General features: G+C 69.8%; 13 protein-coding genes and 1 pseudogene. 7 read left to right on the forward strand and 7 right to left on the reverse strand.

The window, feature by feature from the left end:
- Positions 1-12 precede the first annotated feature (12 nt).
- Positions 13-972: a TetR/AcrR family transcriptional regulator C-terminal domain-containing protein gene (locus WMF44_RS05445; RefSeq protein ID WP_437298055.1), complete on the reverse strand. Its 960-nt coding sequence runs from the start codon at positions 970-972 to the stop codon at positions 13-15.
- A gap of 205 nt (positions 973-1,177) precedes the next feature.
- Here WMF44_RS05445 and WMF44_RS05450 point away from each other — a divergent pair, with 205 nt between their 5' ends.
- Positions 1,178-2,359: an FAD-dependent monooxygenase gene (locus WMF44_RS05450; RefSeq protein ID WP_437298056.1), complete on the forward strand. Its 1,182-nt coding sequence runs from the start codon at positions 1,178-1,180 to the stop codon at positions 2,357-2,359.
- 112 nt (positions 2,360-2,471) lie between these two features.
- Here WMF44_RS05450 and WMF44_RS05455 read toward each other — a convergent pair whose 3' ends face one another.
- Positions 2,472-3,332: a hypothetical protein gene (locus WMF44_RS05455; protein ID WP_437298057.1), complete on the reverse strand. Its 861-nt coding sequence runs from the start codon at positions 3,330-3,332 to the stop codon at positions 2,472-2,474.
- A gap of 169 nt (positions 3,333-3,501) precedes the next feature.
- Positions 3,502-4,509 carry a hypothetical protein gene (locus tag WMF44_RS05460; protein ID WP_437298058.1) on the reverse strand — a complete coding sequence of 336 codons (1,008 nt, stop codon included), beginning with the start codon at positions 4,507-4,509 and terminating at the stop codon, positions 3,502-3,504.
- Positions 4,510-4,556: 47 nt separating this feature from the next.
- On the opposite strand from WMF44_RS05460, the gene WMF44_RS05465 reads away from it, so the two are divergent.
- Positions 4,557-5,132 (forward strand): exonuclease domain-containing protein, encoded by a 576-nt coding sequence (locus WMF44_RS05465; protein WP_437298059.1) that lies wholly within the window; start codon positions 4,557-4,559, stop codon positions 5,130-5,132.
- Positions 5,133-5,159: 27 nt separating this feature from the next.
- Here the strand turns inward: WMF44_RS05465 and WMF44_RS05470 are convergent, their stop codons facing one another.
- Complete coding sequence (locus WMF44_RS05470) at positions 5,160-5,618, reverse strand: hypothetical protein (RefSeq protein ID WP_437298060.1); 459 nt, start codon at positions 5,616-5,618, stop codon at positions 5,160-5,162.
- Positions 5,619-6,737: 1,119 nt separating this feature from the next.
- On the opposite strand from WMF44_RS05470, the gene WMF44_RS05475 reads away from it, so the two are divergent.
- Both WMF44_RS05475 and WMF44_RS05480 read left to right on the forward strand, forming a co-directional pair.
- A complete protein-coding gene (locus tag WMF44_RS05475; protein WP_437298061.1) occupies positions 6,738-8,999 on the forward strand; it encodes an SdrD B-like domain-containing protein in 2,262 nt (753 codons plus the stop codon).
- Between the two features lie 1,176 nt (positions 9,000-10,175).
- A pseudogene (locus WMF44_RS05480) lies at positions 10,176-10,406 on the forward strand (reverse transcriptase domain-containing protein); the annotation flags it as partial.
- Positions 10,407-10,439: 33 nt separating this feature from the next.
- On the opposite strand, the gene WMF44_RS05485 reads toward WMF44_RS05480, so the two are convergent.
- Positions 10,440-11,603, reverse strand: a complete 1,164-nt coding sequence (locus tag WMF44_RS05485) for a DUF418 domain-containing protein (protein ID WP_437298062.1) — start codon at positions 11,601-11,603, stop codon at positions 10,440-10,442.
- Between the two features lie 110 nt (positions 11,604-11,713).
- Between WMF44_RS05485 and WMF44_RS05490 the strand changes: the two genes are divergently transcribed.
- From WMF44_RS05490 to WMF44_RS05500, 3 genes are all read left to right on the forward strand, one after another.
- Positions 11,714-11,902: a hypothetical protein gene (locus WMF44_RS05490; protein WP_437298063.1), complete on the forward strand. Its 189-nt coding sequence runs from the start codon at positions 11,714-11,716 to the stop codon at positions 11,900-11,902.
- Complete coding sequence (locus WMF44_RS05495; RefSeq protein ID WP_437298064.1) at positions 11,884-12,825, forward strand: helix-turn-helix domain-containing protein; 942 nt, start codon at positions 11,884-11,886, stop codon at positions 12,823-12,825. Before WMF44_RS05490 ends, WMF44_RS05495 begins: the two co-directional genes overlap by 19 nt.
- A 408-nt stretch (positions 12,826-13,233) precedes the next feature.
- Positions 13,234-13,713, forward strand: a complete 480-nt coding sequence (locus tag WMF44_RS05500) for a hypothetical protein (RefSeq protein ID WP_437298065.1) — start codon at positions 13,234-13,236, stop codon at positions 13,711-13,713.
- Positions 13,714-13,846: 133 nt separating this feature from the next.
- Here WMF44_RS05500 and WMF44_RS05505 read toward each other — a convergent pair whose 3' ends face one another.
- Together WMF44_RS05505 and WMF44_RS05510 are read right to left on the reverse strand one after the other, a co-directional pair.
- Positions 13,847-14,164, reverse strand: a complete 318-nt coding sequence (locus WMF44_RS05505; RefSeq protein ID WP_437298066.1) for a DUF1330 domain-containing protein — start codon at positions 14,162-14,164, stop codon at positions 13,847-13,849.
- A complete protein-coding gene (locus tag WMF44_RS05510) occupies positions 14,154-14,885 on the reverse strand; it encodes an SDR family NAD(P)-dependent oxidoreductase (protein ID WP_437298067.1) in 732 nt (243 codons plus the stop codon). The genes WMF44_RS05505 and WMF44_RS05510 overlap by 11 nt, the downstream gene beginning before the upstream one ends.
- Between the last annotated feature and the right edge of the window lie 108 nt (positions 14,886-14,993).

Raw genomic sequence — 14,993 nt, forward strand, 5'->3', positions numbered from 1 at the left:
CTGCGGGCCCGCTCATTCGCGCGGCCGCAACGTCTTCATGAGGCCGTCGATCATCGGCTGGAGGCCGAACTCGAACACGCGATCGAGGTTGAAATCGTACCCGCCCGAGAGCTCGTCCAGCAGCCTGGCGAAGCTCGGATACGGCCCCGACGTCGCGATCGCCAGGAACGCGGCCCCCTGCGATTCGTTCCACTGCGCCTCGGTCATCCCCGTGGTGGCCTCGGCCTCGCGCTCCGACTCGAGGTTCACGGCGACGCCGCGAACGTAGCTGTAGAGCGTCATGTGCGCCTCGAGCCGGGTCGCCGCGTCGATCCCGGGGGCCTCCATGGCGCGCAGGATCCACTCGGCGTGCGCGATCACGTTGCGCAGCGCGACCGGCCGCGCGAGCGGCAGCACGTGCGCGAGCCACCCGTGCCGCCGGTACAGCGCCCACTGCGCGCCGGCCGCGCGGATCAGCGCCTCGCGTAGATCGCAAGGAGGCGGCCTCGGCAGCGGGTCCTCGCCGAACACCGCGTCGATCATGAGGAGCACGAGCGCGTCTTTGCCCTCCACGTACCGGTAGAGCGACATCGTCGGCACGCCGAGCTTCGCGGCGACGCCGCGCATGGAGAGCGCGTCGAGCCCCTCGTCGTCGGCGAGCCGGATGGCGACCTGCACGATCCGCTCGCGCGTCAACGCGCCGCCTCGCTCTGACGGCTCACATTCCGCGCGATCGCCCTCGGCCACCACGTGGCCCGAGCGCGGGACCGATCGGATGAGCCCCTCGTGGCGCAGGGTCGACAGCGCCTTGGTGGCGGTGGCGAGCGCGACGCCGAAGGAGCGAACGATCTGGCGCGTCGAAGGGACGCGATCGCCCGCGCGGAGGCGCCCGGAGGCGATGCGCGCGCGCAGGTCGCTCGCGATCTGCAGGTAGGGCGGTCCGTCGGCCGACTTGCGGCGGTTCGCCGGCGCGCCGCGCTTCACCGGAGGCATGGTGACTGTACTAGCACAGATGGCCGGTTGAAAGAGCGCGCAATCCTGCCGGGGCGCGGCGCGCGACCGCGGCTGTTATAGCCTAGAATATTCGGCCATGGCGCCGTTCGTGGGGTGACGGACGCCGCCGTCGTCGCCAGGCTCGTGCGTACGTCGTACGCGCTCGGTTGCGTACGGCGTACGCAACCTTCCTCCCGAGGTCCCCATGTCGAACGGCACCGTCCTCGTCTCCGGCGCAGGCATCGCAGGCCCCGCGCTCGCCTACTGGCTCTCGCGCCGCGGGTTCACCCCCACCGTGGTCGAGCGCGCCCCCGCCCTGCGGGCAGGCGGCAACGCCGTGGACTTCCGCGGGCCGACGCACCTGCGCGTCCTCGGCGAGATGGGGGTGCTCGACGCGATTCGACAGCATCAGACCCACATGCGGGATCTCGCGATGGTGGACGAGACCGGCCGGCGCCTCGTCACGCTCCCCGCGGCGTTCGCGAGCGGCGACGTGGAGATCGAGCGCGGCGATCTCAGCCGCATCCTCCACGAGGCCGCGAAGGACGCGGCCGAGTTCGTGTTCGGCGACAGCATCGCCTCGCTCACCGACACGCCCGGCGGCGTCGACGTCACGTTCGAGCGCGGCCGGCCGAGGCGCTTCGACCTTGTCGTGGGCGCCGACGGGCTGCACTCCCGCGTGCGCGCGCTCGCGTTCGGCGACGAGTCGAGGTTCCTGCGCTTCCACGGCTACTACGTGGCGACGTTCGCCGCGCCGAACCACCTCGGCCTCGATCACCAGGGCCTCATCTTCAGCGAGCCGGGGCGGGCCGCCAGCGTCGCGAGCGCCCGCCGCCCCGAGGAGGCGACGGCGCTCCTGATGTTCGCCTCCAGGCCGCTCGACCACGATCCACGCGACGTCGCGCAGCACAAGGCGATCCTCGCCGAGCGGTTTGCGGGGATGGGGTGGGAGGTGCCGCGTCTGCTCGAGGCGATGAGGCAGAGTCCGAACCTGTATTTCGACGCGGTGGGGCGCATCGACATGGATCGCACTTCGCGGGGTCGCGTCGTGCTCCTGGGCGACGCCGGTTACGGCGGCACCCTCGGCGGACAGGGGACCGGCCTCGCCGTGGTCTGCGCGTACGTGCTCGCGGGCGAGCTCGCCGTCGCGCAGGGAGACCATCGCGCCGCGTTCCAGCGCTACGAAGCGCGGATCCGTCGATATGCCCGGCGCTGCCAGCAGGGGGCGAAGCGCGTCGGCTCGTTCTTCGCGCCGCCGACCCGCGTGCAGCTCGCGCTGCGCAACACGATGTACCGGGCGCTCACCTCGCGCCCGCTCTCCCGCTGGTTCGAGAAGATGGTCACGAGCGCCGCCAGCGACCTCGTGCTCCCCGCGTACCCGGCGTGACCTCCTCGCGGTGCTGACGCGCGCGCGAGGCACCTCGGCGAGGACGCGTTCACCGCGTCATGAGTTCCAATCGCGCGACGGCGCGGACGATTCGCTGACTCACGCCGTTGTTCTAGAGCGGGACCTCGGGGATGAACTCGGCGCCCAGGCGGAAGATCAGGAAGTCCTTGGTGACGTTGCCGCCGCTGCCGCCGGGCCACATGAAGGGGCTGCCGGCGCTGCGGTCCGGATCCCACTCGTACCACATCCACCGGGCCTCCTCGTCGATGTCGCAGACGATGGAGAACTCATTGCCAGGCTCCGGGACCGAGCGCGCCGTGTCGTTCCGTTCTCCGAATGCGACGTGGCCGTGCGCGGACGCCTCGGTGGTCACCCAGCCGGCGCTGGTCGTCTGCGGGTCGAGATCACCGCTGTTGCAGCGCGCGATATGCTGGTTGATGGTCTCCAGCGTCGGCCCGTTCGAGCCGAGGTCGTAGTCCTCGCCCGTCGCGCAGACCTCCCACGCGCCGTGGCCGGTGAAGACGGGGGCGGCCCCCTCGCGGAAGAACTGGCCGATCACGCCCTGTGTCGTGGACTTGTCGGCGTACGTGATGATGTAGAGATAATGCCCGGCGTTCGCGGACGCGGCCGGCACGGTGTACGACTCGGGCCCGTTGCCGATGGGACAGTTGAATATCCTCTCGGCGAGGTTGTTCTCGATGCCCCCGAAATAGCTCAGGAGCCCGTCGCCGGTTCCATAGCCGAAGCCGTACGCATTGTCGGCCGTGATGATCACGCTCACCGCGGTCGAGAGCCCGGTCCCTCCGCCGACGCCGGCGATCTCACCGAGACCGTTCTCGTCCTCCCCGCCCGCGCCCCCGTTACCGCCGCCGCCGCCGGCGCCGGAATCGCCAGGATCGGTGCCGACGTCCGAACACCCGGATGCATGAAGCGCGACAGCAAAAGCCCAAGCTGAAACAAGACGTAAATTCATTCCACCAGGATCGGCGAAGTCGCGCCCTGCGTAAAGGCCTCTCGGAGAGCACGAGCGCGCCGTCCGGGCGTCACGGGCCATCTGGCACGATTCCGACGCTGCTCTCGCCGGGGTGCGGCCCGTCTCCCGGAAGGAAAAGGAGGAGGCCTTGCAGGCGGCTTGACCGGCCTCAGCGCTTGTTTCCCGCTTCCGCTCGCCGCTCGAACCGCAGCCTGAGCACCTCGTCCTCGAGCTCGTTCGCGATCGCCATCGCCCGCCGCCTCGCCTCCGCGCCCTCGTCGCCGCCCACGATGCGCGCCAGCATGTTCAGCGCCATCGCGCGCATCCGCAGGTGCCCGCCGTCCCCCGCGTGCCGGCACGCCTCGCGCGCGAGCGCGGCGCCTTCCTCGGGGAAACCCTGCTTCCACCGCGCATACGCCAGGCCGTTCGCGCGCCGCGCCCGGGCGAAGGCCGGACCGTCCTCCGGGATGCGCCGGTAAAGCGCCTCCGCGGCCGCCGGATCCGGCTGCTTGCCGCCCCAGGCGCGGTTCCGCTCGAAGGCGCGTTGATCGATCCACCGGGCGAACAGGCAGGCTCGGTCGCTGGCGGGCATCGGCAGCTCGAAGAGCGGCTCGATCTCGTCGAGCAGGCCAGGCACACGCGCGACGTCATCGCGGCTCGCCACGAAGGCCTCCGTGAGCAGGGCCTCGACCCGCGCCTCGGGCGGGGCCTTTCCGAGCAGCGGCCGGATGCGGGCGAGGTGCGTCTTTCCGGCCTCGCGGTCGTCGCCGCGCAGCACGCAGGTGGCGTGGGCGAGGGCGAGGAAGACGCGGGAGGTCGGATCCTCGCTCACCGGCGGTCGATCCCAGAGGCGCAAGAGGTCCTGGGCGAGGGGCAGGGGCAAGTCGGTGAACCGCGAGTGATAGGCGCCCATCCAGCGGGCGCGCTCGGTGAGCGCGTCCGGCAAGCCGAAGGCCGCGAGCGCGCGCGCCCCCCACGTCCCGCCGTCCCGCTGGCCGCGCGCCCGCAGCCGGCGCAGGGCGCGCTCGATCGAGGTCACGTCGTCCTCGTAGCCACGCAGGGAGGAGAGCCGCTCGGCGACCGCCGTCAAGGAGCCGTGCTGCGCGACGAGCCAGGCGACGTAATCCTCCCAGGAAAAGCCCGCGGGAGCGGCCTGTCCGGTTTCGTGTCCGGGCATTTTCTTCGCACGGATCCTATCAAGGTCCAGCAGAGAGGAGGACGGACATGGGAAAGGACCCCGCGTTTTTCCTGGTGATCGATCTGGAGGCGACGTGCGACGAGGAGGGCCGCATCCCCGAGCGCATCATGGAGATCATCGAGATCGGCGCGGTCCTCGTGGACGGCGCGACGCTCGAGCCCGTGAGCGAGCTCGCCACCTTCGTGCGCCCGGTCATCCGGCCGAGGCTCACGGAGTTCTGCACGAAGCTCACCACGATCACGCAAGCAGACGTCGACGCCGCGCCCACGTTCCCCGAGGCCATCGCGGCGCTCGGGCGCTTCGTCGGCCAGCGGGAGGCGCTCTTCTGCTCGTGGGGCGATTACGACCGCAAGCAGTTCGAGATCGACGCGGCCCGCTGGGGCGTGCCCCTGCCGCTGCAGGGGCACATGAACCTCAAGAAGCGCTTCTCCGCGGCGCTCGGGGTGACCCAGCGCTACGGCATGGCGAGCGCGCTCGAGCGGCTCGGGCTCCCGCTCCACGGGACACACCACCGCGGGATCGACGACGCGCGCAACATCGCACGTATCCTGCCTTACGCGATTGGCCGCGTGCCGATCCCCGAGGCAGGGCCCGCGGGGTGAGCGCCTCGCTGGGGCTTCGGGGCTGTGTCACCCCTCGCGCGCCACGCGGATCGCCTCCGCGATGCCGGCGGAGGTGAGCTCGGGGTCCTTCAGGAGCGTCGCCGCCCAGGTCGCGAGCTCGCCGGTCGTCCGGAAGACGTTCGGCGCCCGCCCCGTCTGCAGCAGCATCATGATGGAGCGGACCGAGGCGGCGATGAACCCCTCCGACTCGACGAGCGTGGCCGTGCCCCTGAGGTTCCGGGAAGGGGAGCTCGCCGCCCGCCGCATCGCGGCCCGGCTCGCCTCGTCCGGCGGCAGGGTGTGCTCAAGGGGGAGGACGACGACGAAGACCGCGCCGTACGGCTGGTCCGCCGACCAGCGAGCGAAGAGCTCTCGCGAGCGATCGATGCCGGTCGCGGTGGCCTCGCCCCGCCAGACCAGCAGCATGAGCCGCCGCCACACCGCCACCACGTACCTGTCCGTGCGCTCGAGTAGCTCGGCCGTCATCGGAGGAGGACGGACCGTTATCATTGTGGCGTATTGTCGTTCCGCCGGGGGGATGGTCGTCAAGCCCATGCCGATTATTCGGCGCTCGCCGGGCCCGGCGGACGCGGTTACGCCGGGAGCCCGTCCCTGTCCAGCCGCTCCAGCCGCTCCAGCCACACTCGATGGCCGCCCGGCGTCGCGCCAATCGGCCGCCAGCAGCGCTCGCTCGGCCGCGGTCCCGCTCAGCGTCTCGAGCAGCGGGAAGCGCGTGGCCGGGCTCACCATCCTGGGCCGGGCGCCTTGGTGAGCCGGCTTTGGTGTGCGGCGTACCAGCGGCGGCGGACCTCCGGCGCCGCGCCGGGGGCGAGCGATGAACAGGATGTGATGAGCGGTGCGCGATGAGCTGCGCCGGGCGCCTGACACCCACCCGCACGCGAGCCCGCACGCGAGGCTGCACGCGAGGCTGCACGCGAGACCAAGAGCCACATAAAAAGCTCACGCGGCAAAAAAGGATCTAGACAGGCGAAGCGAAGACTCGTTATCTTGAAAAATGGTCCCGTGCGCACTCTGCATCAAATCTCGTCAGACACTCCCGCGTACCTGATCCGATCGTGTTCGTCCCTCGGCCTCCGCGAAGGGTCGGCGAGGGCTGCTGATCCGGCTGAGCGTCGCGGCGCGCCGCCGCCGCGCGCGCCGCGCGGGGCACGCCGCAACCCGCGGACCGCGAGCTGCGCGCTGGCCAGCGATATCGATGAGACATCGATGCGACAGACCAAGCTCGTCTCTGCGTTCCTCCCCACAGATCGTGAGACGACGCGAGACGACGTGAGAAGCCCAAAAACGTCACCGCACGACCCAGAATTGTCACTGCGCAACTCGATGTATTTTTCTGGTTTGTCTTCAAAAAGATCTGGACACCTTCGTCGTCGAGTTGCTATCTTGAACACTGTCACCTCGCGCATCCGCCCTCTGATCGAAGCCAGAGCACCCGCGTATTTGATCCGATCCTGATCAGCCCGCGGGGGCTCATTCCGACCGGAGCCCGCGAAACCGACCTCGCCTGACCCGTGAGTCATGGCGCCTGCTATTCGGATGACGCTCCAGCAATGGTTCACCCGTGAGGACCTCGAGGAGCTACCAATGAAGCAGATCGCAATCGCATCTTCTGCCGCGCTCGCCACGCTGTTCATCGCCGCCACCAGCCTCGCCAACACGTCCGCTCCGTCTCCCACCTGCACCGTGATCAAGCGGGGTGTCCTGGGCGACATCTACAACGCGGAGATCTGGAGCCTCGCCCCGAGCTACCATGTCCCGTCCCCCTTCGAGGTCAACACCGGGTACTCCAGCTCGGTCGGAGAGAAGCGCGCCCTGTTCCGCTTCGATCTCAGCCCCATCCCCGCCGGCTCTCTCGTCACGTCGGCCACGTTCTACGCCCTGACGTACACGAGCACCGCGAAGACCGTGTACGTCCACCAGGTGCTCGCCCCCTGGAGCGAGGAGCTCGTCACGTGGAACAACTTCGGCGGCATGGACCCCGCCGCGTTCACCTCGTTCGTGCCCAACGTCACCGGGTGGAGCTCGGTCGACCTCACCGGGATCGTGCAGAGCTGGGTGAACGGGACGGCGCCGAGCCACGGGATCCTCCTCGAGGAGGGCGCCAGCGGCAAGACGTCGTACAAGGGCAGCGCCCACACCGACATGGGTTACCGCCCTCTCCTCGAGGTCTGTTACACGGCGCCGAAGGGCTCGATCGGCGACAAGGTGTGGTTCGACGCGAACGCTGACGGCATCGAGGACGCCTCCGAGCTCGGCATCTCCGGCGTCGTCGTCGACCTCTTCGGCGACGCGAACTGCGACGGCGTCGCCGACGGCGCCCTGCTCCAGACGGCCGTGACCGGCGCGAACGGCGTCTACCGCTTCACCGAGCTCGAGGCGGGCTGTTACGTCGTCGACGTCGACGACGCGACGCTCCCGCTCGGCCATATCCTGACCAGCGACGACGAGCCGCTCGGCGTGTCCCTCGACGCGGGTGAGAACGTGGCCGACGCCGACTTCGGCTACGTGACGTACTCGTCGATCGGCGACACGGTGTGGCTCGACAGCGACGCCGACGGGCTCTACGAGCCGGAGACGGGCGAGCTCGGCGTCAACGGCGTCCGTGTCGAGCTGTTCCAGGGCGCCCAGCTCATCGACTTCACGATCACCGGCACGAGCCCCTACACCGGCCAGCCCGGCTTCTACCTCTTCGACACGCTCCCGGCGGGCACCTACTCGGTGGTCATCACGCCCGACAACTTCATGGCGAGCGGCCCGCTCGCTGGACAGGAGCCGACGGCCGACCCCGACGGCGGGCTCGACAACGTGGGCGTCGTCTCGCTCGGCTGGGCGCAGGACCTGCTCGACGCGGACTTCGGCTACCAGCTCTCCTGCGGCAATGGCGTCTGCGGCGGCGACGAGAGCTGTTCCACCTGCGCCGTCGACTGCGGCGTCTGCCCGCCCCAGTGCGGCAACGGCACCTGCGAGGCCGGCGAGGACTGCGGGAGCTGCAGCGCCGACTGCGACGTCTGCCCGCCCGCCTGCGGCGACGGCACCTGCAACGGCAGCGAGAGCTGCGGCACCTGCGCGGACGACTGCGGCGCCTGCCCGCCGGTCTGCGGTAACGGCACCTGCGAGGCTGGCGAGGACTGCGGCAGCTGCTCGGACGACTGCGGCGCCTGCCCCGCGGTCTGCGGCAACAACGTCTGCGAGAACGGCGAGGACTGCTCGACCTGCACCGGCGACTGCGGTGCTTGCCCCGCGGTCCCCGGCAACGGCGTCTGCGAGGCCGGCGAGAACTGCTTCGAGGTGCCGAGCGACTGCGGCATCTGCCCGCCGGTCTGCGGCAGCGGCGTCTGCGAGGCCGGTGAGACCTGCTCGAGCTGCGCGGCCGACTGCGGCGAGTGCCCGCCGGTCTGCGGCGATGGCGTCTGCAAGGCCGGCTCCGAGGACTGCTCGAGCTGCGCGGCCGACTGCGGCGCCTGCCAGTGCGCCTCCCCCGGCACCGGCACCCCCGGCTACTGGAAGAACCACGAGAGCGCCTGGAAGGTCTCGCAGCTGACCATCGGCGGCAAGACCTACACGAAGGCTCAGCTCCTCGACATCATCAGCCGTCCCACCAAGGGTGACGTCACGTACATCATCGCGAAGCACCTCATCGTCGCCAAGCTCAACGTCGGTATCGGCAACCAGTCGAGCTGCATCGAGGACACCATCGCCGCGGCCGACGCGTGGCTCAAGAAGAACCCGCTCGGCAGCAACGTGAAGGAGGGGGGCAAGAACTCGCCCTGGGCGACCGGCAAGCCCCTGGCCGAGACGCTCGACGCGTACAACAACGGCCTCCTCTGCGCGCCGCACCGTGGCTGACCGATGCTCGACCGATAACCGGTGATCGGCCGGCACGACGAGAGCTCCCCGAGGCCAGCGCCCGCCCCGAGCGAACCACCTCAAGCGCGACCTGCGCTGGCCCCTCCCCCTCTCTTTGGGCTCGCCTCGACCACCAGGGCCGTTCCGGCGGTTCCGTGGTCAACCCCCTCTACAGCCAACAGCGCTCCGGCGACGGCGGATCGCCGCCTTGGAGCGACAAACGGGTTGAAATCGCCTGAAAGTGCAGAACTTCGAACTGTCAAGACGCCATAAGACACCATAAGACGCCAAAGTTTTTATGTTTAATTTTTTTTCTTCTTGGCGTCTTGGGTGCGCCAGGCAAAGCCTGGGCGAGGAGGATGCTCATGTAGAAAGCTGAAACCTTGCGATGGAACCCATGGAGGTCCTGCGGACCTCTCCGGCCAAGGCTAGCCCCCAGCCGGAAGCGAGTCTTGCGTGGCTCGGAGGGTAGACCCCGGGCTGCGAAGCGTAGACAGCGAGCGTGAAAGCCTTGTATTGAGCCTCGAAATGCCATGTCTGGTGGGTGCCCAAGCTGTCCAAGAAGCGGAAGGCAACACCGACGCGCTGGAACGCCGCGTGCGGCGAAGGGCTCGGCGCGCTGGACCCCCCGGGGTCGGAGACCAGGGCGTGCACGCAAGGGTTCCCCAGGAACCCGGGAGGCCCCGTCGCCTCCGCCAAGAAAAGCCCGCCGCAGCGGCGGGTGCGGTACCGCCGAGCGAAGGGAACGAAGCGAGGCGGGAAGGGTGACGAGGCGTCCGAGCACCTCGTAGTAGCGGATGAAGCGGGGGAACCGTCCCGAGGGACCCCGTGGAGCGAAGGGGGTGCCGGGACATGGAGCTGCTGGAGGGAAAGATGAAGGAGACACCGGGCTCCCAAAACATCTCCACGAAACTCGAGCGGATAGCGAAGCTGGCGAGGGAAGCGCCTGGCGTGGCGTTCACGACGCTCGCGCACCACATCGACGTCGAGTGGCTGCGCGAGGCGTACCGTCGCACGCGCAAGGACGGCGCCGTGGGCGTGGACGGGCAGACCGCGGACGAGTACGCGGCGCATCTGGAGGACGACCTCCGGTCGCTGCTTGAACGCGCGAAGTCCGACACGTACCGCGCGCCGCCCGTGAGGCGGGTCCTCATCCCGAAGGGCGACGGGACGCAGATGCGGCTCATCGGCAAGTGGTTGCATGCGGGCGTGCTGGAATCCGGGGCCGTGTCCTTCCCGGAGTCTGGCTCGCCTCAAGGCGGCGTGGTCTCGCCACTGCTGTCGAACGTCTACCTGCACGGGGTACTGGACGTGTGGTTCGAGCAGGAGGTGAAGCCGCGACTGCAAGGCCGCGCGTTTCTCATCCGGTACGCGGACGATTTCGTCCTGGTGAAGCCGACGAACAAGAGGAAGAGACGGCATGCGCCGTCGTGGGCTCGATCACGCGCTGACAGGCCCGGTGCGGCCATGGGACAGCCTTCGCAGCAGCGCCTCCGCCGGGCCGCGGTAGCCTGTGCGGCGCATCCAGTCGGCCAGCAGGATCGAGGCGATCCACAGGGCGACGGCGACCACGCAGCTCGCGGCGAAGCCCATGTCGTCCCTCAGGTCGAGCGTGAACGGGTAGAACAGCGCCACCCACACCACCGACTGGAACAGGTAGAACGTCATCGACCGCTGGCCCAGCGCGGCGAGGGCCGCGGTGAGGCGTCCATGGTCGCGTCCGAGCCTGATCGCGACGAGCCCTGAGGCGGCGGCCATGCCGAGACCGCCGGCGTATCCGGTCAGGGCGTGCGCGCCGGCGACCGTCCAGCGGTTCGATGTCGTCCACACACCCGCCAGCTGCAGGGCCATGGGAGACCTGCCGATGACGGACACGGCCATCAAGATCGCGGTGACACGCAGCAGGAACCTCGCATGGCGCTCCGGTTCGTCGAGCATCCGGCGCCTGGCGGCCCAGATGCCCAGCAGCATGTCCGGCACCACCACGATGGGGGAGACAGCCGTCTTCAGCGGCCAGAGCGGGAGGCCGGCGAGGACGTGAGCACCGTAATCGGGGGCCATGAGGTGCGCCATGGTCATGGGCGCGCCCATGGCTGCGGCGGTCTGCGCTGTCACGCTCTGCCACGAGAGCAGCAGTGTCGCGGGGACGAGCATGAGGGCGCTGGTCCACCACAGGACCGAGTCCCGGGTCCGGACCAGCGGCGCGAGCAGGAGCAGCGTCAGGCCGTAGACCGCAATGATGTCGAACGGCACGAGCAGGGTCGAGTGCGCGAAGCCGACGACGATCAGCCAGAGACTCCGGCGCCGCAGCAGCTTGCGGATCGAGGCCCAGTCGCTGCCCCGCGCGCGCTGCCGCTCGGTCAGCTGTCCCAGCGCGTAGCCGAAGAGGAACACGAACATGACGCGCGCCTGGTTCTCGGCGACGAGGGATCGGATGAACACGGCGATCGTGTTGAGCGCTTCCGGCCCGAGATCCCAGCGGCTGACGAACGCCGGCGCGTGGGACACGGCGACCAGCAGCAGCATGAAGCCACGGGCGATGTCCGGCGCCAGCGACCGACTGGTCACGTCCGTGGGAGCTTGGGTGTTGATGGCAAGGTCCATGAACGTCACCCACAGGCCGGAGCCCGGCTGCGCCGCCTCGGGAAGCGGGCGGAGCACGCCGGCCCCTCGCCGTGGCCCTTTGAACAGTCGCGAACGCTACGTTGCGTCTCATGGATCGTCAATGGACGATCCATGGATTTGGTGCGCTGTGCGGCGAATTTATGGTGAATATTGCAATGGTCTTGTCGATGAATGCAACGATCGGGCAATCGGCGTTGCAATGTGCTGAGGGTGAACGCACACTGGGCTGGACCAGCGACCCACAGGAGGGCGGGCGAGGATGCCGGGAGGCAGGTTGAGCGACCAGGACCGCCGGGACATCGCGTCAGGGCTGGCCGAGGGGCTCGGGTACGCCGAGATCGCCAGGCGGCTGGGCAGGCCGACGTCGACCATCAGCCGGGAGGTGGCCCGCAACGGCGGGCCCGCCGGCTACCGGGCGGAGCACGCCCATGAGGCCACCGGGCGGCGCGCCCGCCGGCGCAGGCCGGCCCCGCCCCCGGAGCAGCGGGGCGCCGCCGGCGCCGACGGGCGGGACCCCGAGGCGGTGCGCGGCTATATCGAGCGCTTCTCGACGCTGATGGTCCAGACAGGGCTTCCACGGATGGCGGCCCGGGTGCTCGCCTCCCTGTTCACCACCGACGCGGGCGCCCTGACCGCCGTCGAGCTGGTCGCGCGATTGCGGGTCAGCCCCGCGTCGGTGTCCAAGGCCATCGGTTATCTGGAAGGGATCGAGCTGGTCCGGCGCGAGCGCGGCGCGCGGCGGGGCGAGCGCTACGTCTTCGACGACGATGTCTGGGTCCGGTCGTGGATGTCGAGCGCTCGCGCGAACGCGATGTGGGCGGATGCCGCCCGTGAGGGAGTCGAGATCTTCGGGGCCGCCACCCCCGCCGGCGCCCGGTTGGGCCAGATGGGCCGATTCTTCGCGCGCCTCAGCGACGACATGGCCGGCGGCCCTACGGGAGCCGCCGTCGGTGACGCGCTGACGGTGCTGGCCGCGCTCGTGCACGCGAGCGCGCCGCTCACCGTCCAGCAACTGGCCACCGCGCTGGGCTGGTCCACGGACCGCGTCGCGAGCGCCCTGCGCGACGCCGAACAACACCCGGACGTGACCGATCCGGTCGCCCTCCAGCGCGTCGAGCCTGGCAGCTTCACCATCAACGCCAGGCTCGACCGGCTCACCGCGGCGCAGCGCGAGGCCCTGAGCGCGCGCCACGCCACGTAGTCGGCCTGGAGCCCCTCGCGCCCCATGAGCTTGAGGGGGCGGTGGCGACGAGGCGCACGGTCTCCTGGGATCCTTCGTCATTGAGGTCGCGAGGAGCACCGCACGTGTCGTGCAGCGAGAACATAACGAAGCCTGCTTGTCCAAGCGAAGCCTGCTTGTGACGTCCTCTCAACGAGGCACGGCGGCTCGCGCGCCCCCGGTGGTGCCGCGAGCCACCACCAGACATGGAGGCGCGCCCCTCCAGCCCCGCGTCCCTCGCGCCGCGCCGCGGCCAGGATCTCGGCTGAAGCAGCCTTTCCCGCCCGCCCCGCTCCCCTCGTCGGCCCTGGTACGGCTCATGCGAGTGTCCGCCTGGTACCGGCACGAAAGAAGCCGCGCGACGCTCGCTGCAACGACCAAGGAGATACGATGCTGCCCACGAACACGACCCACAAGACCCGCTCCCTCGTCCTGTCCCTCACGATGGCCGCCGGCCTGGCCGTCGCCGCGTTCTCGTCCCCTGCCGCGGCCGGGCCGCTGCTGCCGACGCTCTCCGGATGGGGCGTGCGCGGCCATGCCAGCTTCATGGGCTCGGTGAGCCAGCAGGTCGATGGCTCGCTCAGGGGGCATTTCACGATCATCATCCACAATCCCGGCGAAGCCCCCGTCACCTGCCGCTACCTGCGCTTCCGTCCTCATACCGTGAGCGGCGGAAGCTGGAGCTTCGATGGCCATGGCACGTGCTGGACCTCGGGCGGCTCGTTCGCCGCGGCGAACCGCTTCACCTTCTCCGACCTGGGCAGCCCAGGCGCGGGCGTCGACGCCGTCGACGTGAACTACTACGGCGCGGTCGGCGTCGCGATCCCCGGCGGCTTCTTCGATGACGGCGACATCGTCTATACCCCTTGATGCCATCCGCAATCCAGCGGGCGTGTCACGCCGCGCCGGCGCTCGCGCCGCTGTGTCGGTCGCGCGATCGGTATCATCCCGAGCGCCGCGCCGGCGGCGCGACGCTCTGCTCCCTCGCCGCGCGGCACGCGGCTCACACCGCCGTCGCCTCGAACTCGCCGAGGATGAAGGTCGCCGCGACGGCGGGCTCGAAGAGCTCGGCGCGCACGGCGCGGTACTGCGGGTCGGCGAAGAACCGCTCCTGCGCCGCGCGGTCGGGGAACAGCAGGGTGAAGACGCGGTTGATCCGCTCATCCCCCTTCAGCACGCGCGCCACGACGAAATCGTGGCCGAACGCGCCGCCATGGGACAACAGGATCGGCATCATCCCGGCGCGGTAGCGGGCGTAGGACGTCTCGTCCGCCAGCTGGAGCCCCACCAGGAGCACGTGCTGCCGGCCCTCAGCGCCCATGGGAATAACCTCCATCCACGTCGAGCGTCGTGCCCGTCACGAAGCCGGCCCTGGCCAGGAACAGCGCCGCTTCCGTCGTGTCCCGCACCTCGCCGACGCGCTGCAGCGGGTGGATCGAGGCCAGCGAATCGGCGCCTTCGCCGATGAGCGGCGTGCGGATGATGCCGGGCGCCAGCGTGTTCACGCGGATGTTGTGGGCGGCGAGCTCGGCGGCCAGCGAGACGGTGAGCGCGTGGACGCCGCCCTTGCTGGCCATGGCGGCCGAGGCCGGCATCCGCGCCATGGCCTGCTGGACGAGCACCGTGCCGATATTGATGATCGAGCCCCCGCCGCCCTCGATCATCAGCGGAACCGCCGCCTGCGTCATCAGGAACGTCCCCTTCACGTTGGTGGTGAAGAACCGCTCCAGGTCCTCCTCGGTGCTCTCGAGGAACGGCTTCACGCCGAAGATCCCGGCGTTGTTGATCAGCACGTCGACGCCGCCGAAGCGCTCGCGCGCGGCCGCGGCGACGGCCCGCGCCGTGGCCCGATCCCCCACGTGGCCCGGCACGGCGACGACGCGCGCCCCGCCGTCGAGGCTCCGCCGCGCCTGCTCGAGCTTCTCCGGGTCGCGGCCGTTCATGACGACGCTCGATCCCTCGGCAAGGAAGCTCCTGGCGAGGTCGAGGCCGATACCGCTGCTGGCGCCTGTGATGATGACACGATCGATCCTGGTGGACATGGAGTGTCGTTCCTTTCGCGCAGACAACCTAGGACCGCCCCTCGAACCAAGAAAGTGGTATGTTTCTATCGACACCATAACTACAGGTTCTGATCCCGCGGGCCCCGC

Origin of the sequence: Sorangium sp. So ce426 (assembly GCF_051475585.1) — a bacterium.
Lineage (GTDB): Bacteria > Myxococcota_A > Polyangia > Polyangiales > Polyangiaceae > Sorangium > Sorangium cellulosum_B.

Excerpts from the sequence above, each read along its gene's own strand:
- WMF44_RS05455 (WP_437298057.1), bottom strand. The coding sequence starts at position 3,332 with ATGAATTTACGTCTTGTTTCAGCTTGGGCTTTTGCTGTCGCGCTTCAT.
- WMF44_RS05465 (WP_437298059.1), top strand. The coding sequence starts at position 4,557 with ATGGGAAAGGACCCCGCGTTTTTCCTGGTGATCGATCTGGAGGCGACG.
- WMF44_RS05505 (WP_437298066.1), bottom strand. The coding sequence starts at position 14,164 with ATGGGCGCTGAGGGCCGGCAGCACGTGCTCCTGGTGGGGCTCCAGCTG.
- WMF44_RS05495 (WP_437298064.1), top strand. The coding sequence starts at position 11,884 with ATGCCGGGAGGCAGGTTGAGCGACCAGGACCGCCGGGACATCGCGTCA.
- WMF44_RS05500 (WP_437298065.1), top strand. The coding sequence starts at position 13,234 with ATGCTGCCCACGAACACGACCCACAAGACCCGCTCCCTCGTCCTGTCC.
- WMF44_RS05490 (WP_437298063.1), top strand. The coding sequence starts at position 11,714 with ATGGATCGTCAATGGACGATCCATGGATTTGGTGCGCTGTGCGGCGAA.
- WMF44_RS05485 (WP_437298062.1), bottom strand. The coding sequence starts at position 11,603 with ATGGACCTTGCCATCAACACCCAAGCTCCCACGGACGTGACCAGTCGG.
- WMF44_RS05445 (WP_437298055.1), bottom strand. The coding sequence starts at position 972 with ATGCCTCCGGTGAAGCGCGGCGCGCCGGCGAACCGCCGCAAGTCGGCC.
- WMF44_RS05460 (WP_437298058.1), bottom strand. The coding sequence starts at position 4,509 with ATGCCCGGACACGAAACCGGACAGGCCGCTCCCGCGGGCTTTTCCTGG.
- WMF44_RS05475 (WP_437298061.1), top strand. The coding sequence starts at position 6,738 with ATGAAGCAGATCGCAATCGCATCTTCTGCCGCGCTCGCCACGCTGTTC.
- WMF44_RS05510 (WP_437298067.1), bottom strand. The coding sequence starts at position 14,885 with ATGTCCACCAGGATCGATCGTGTCATCATCACAGGCGCCAGCAGCGGT.
- WMF44_RS05450 (WP_437298056.1), top strand. The coding sequence starts at position 1,178 with ATGTCGAACGGCACCGTCCTCGTCTCCGGCGCAGGCATCGCAGGCCCC.
- WMF44_RS05470 (WP_437298060.1), bottom strand. The coding sequence starts at position 5,618 with ATGACGGCCGAGCTACTCGAGCGCACGGACAGGTACGTGGTGGCGGTG.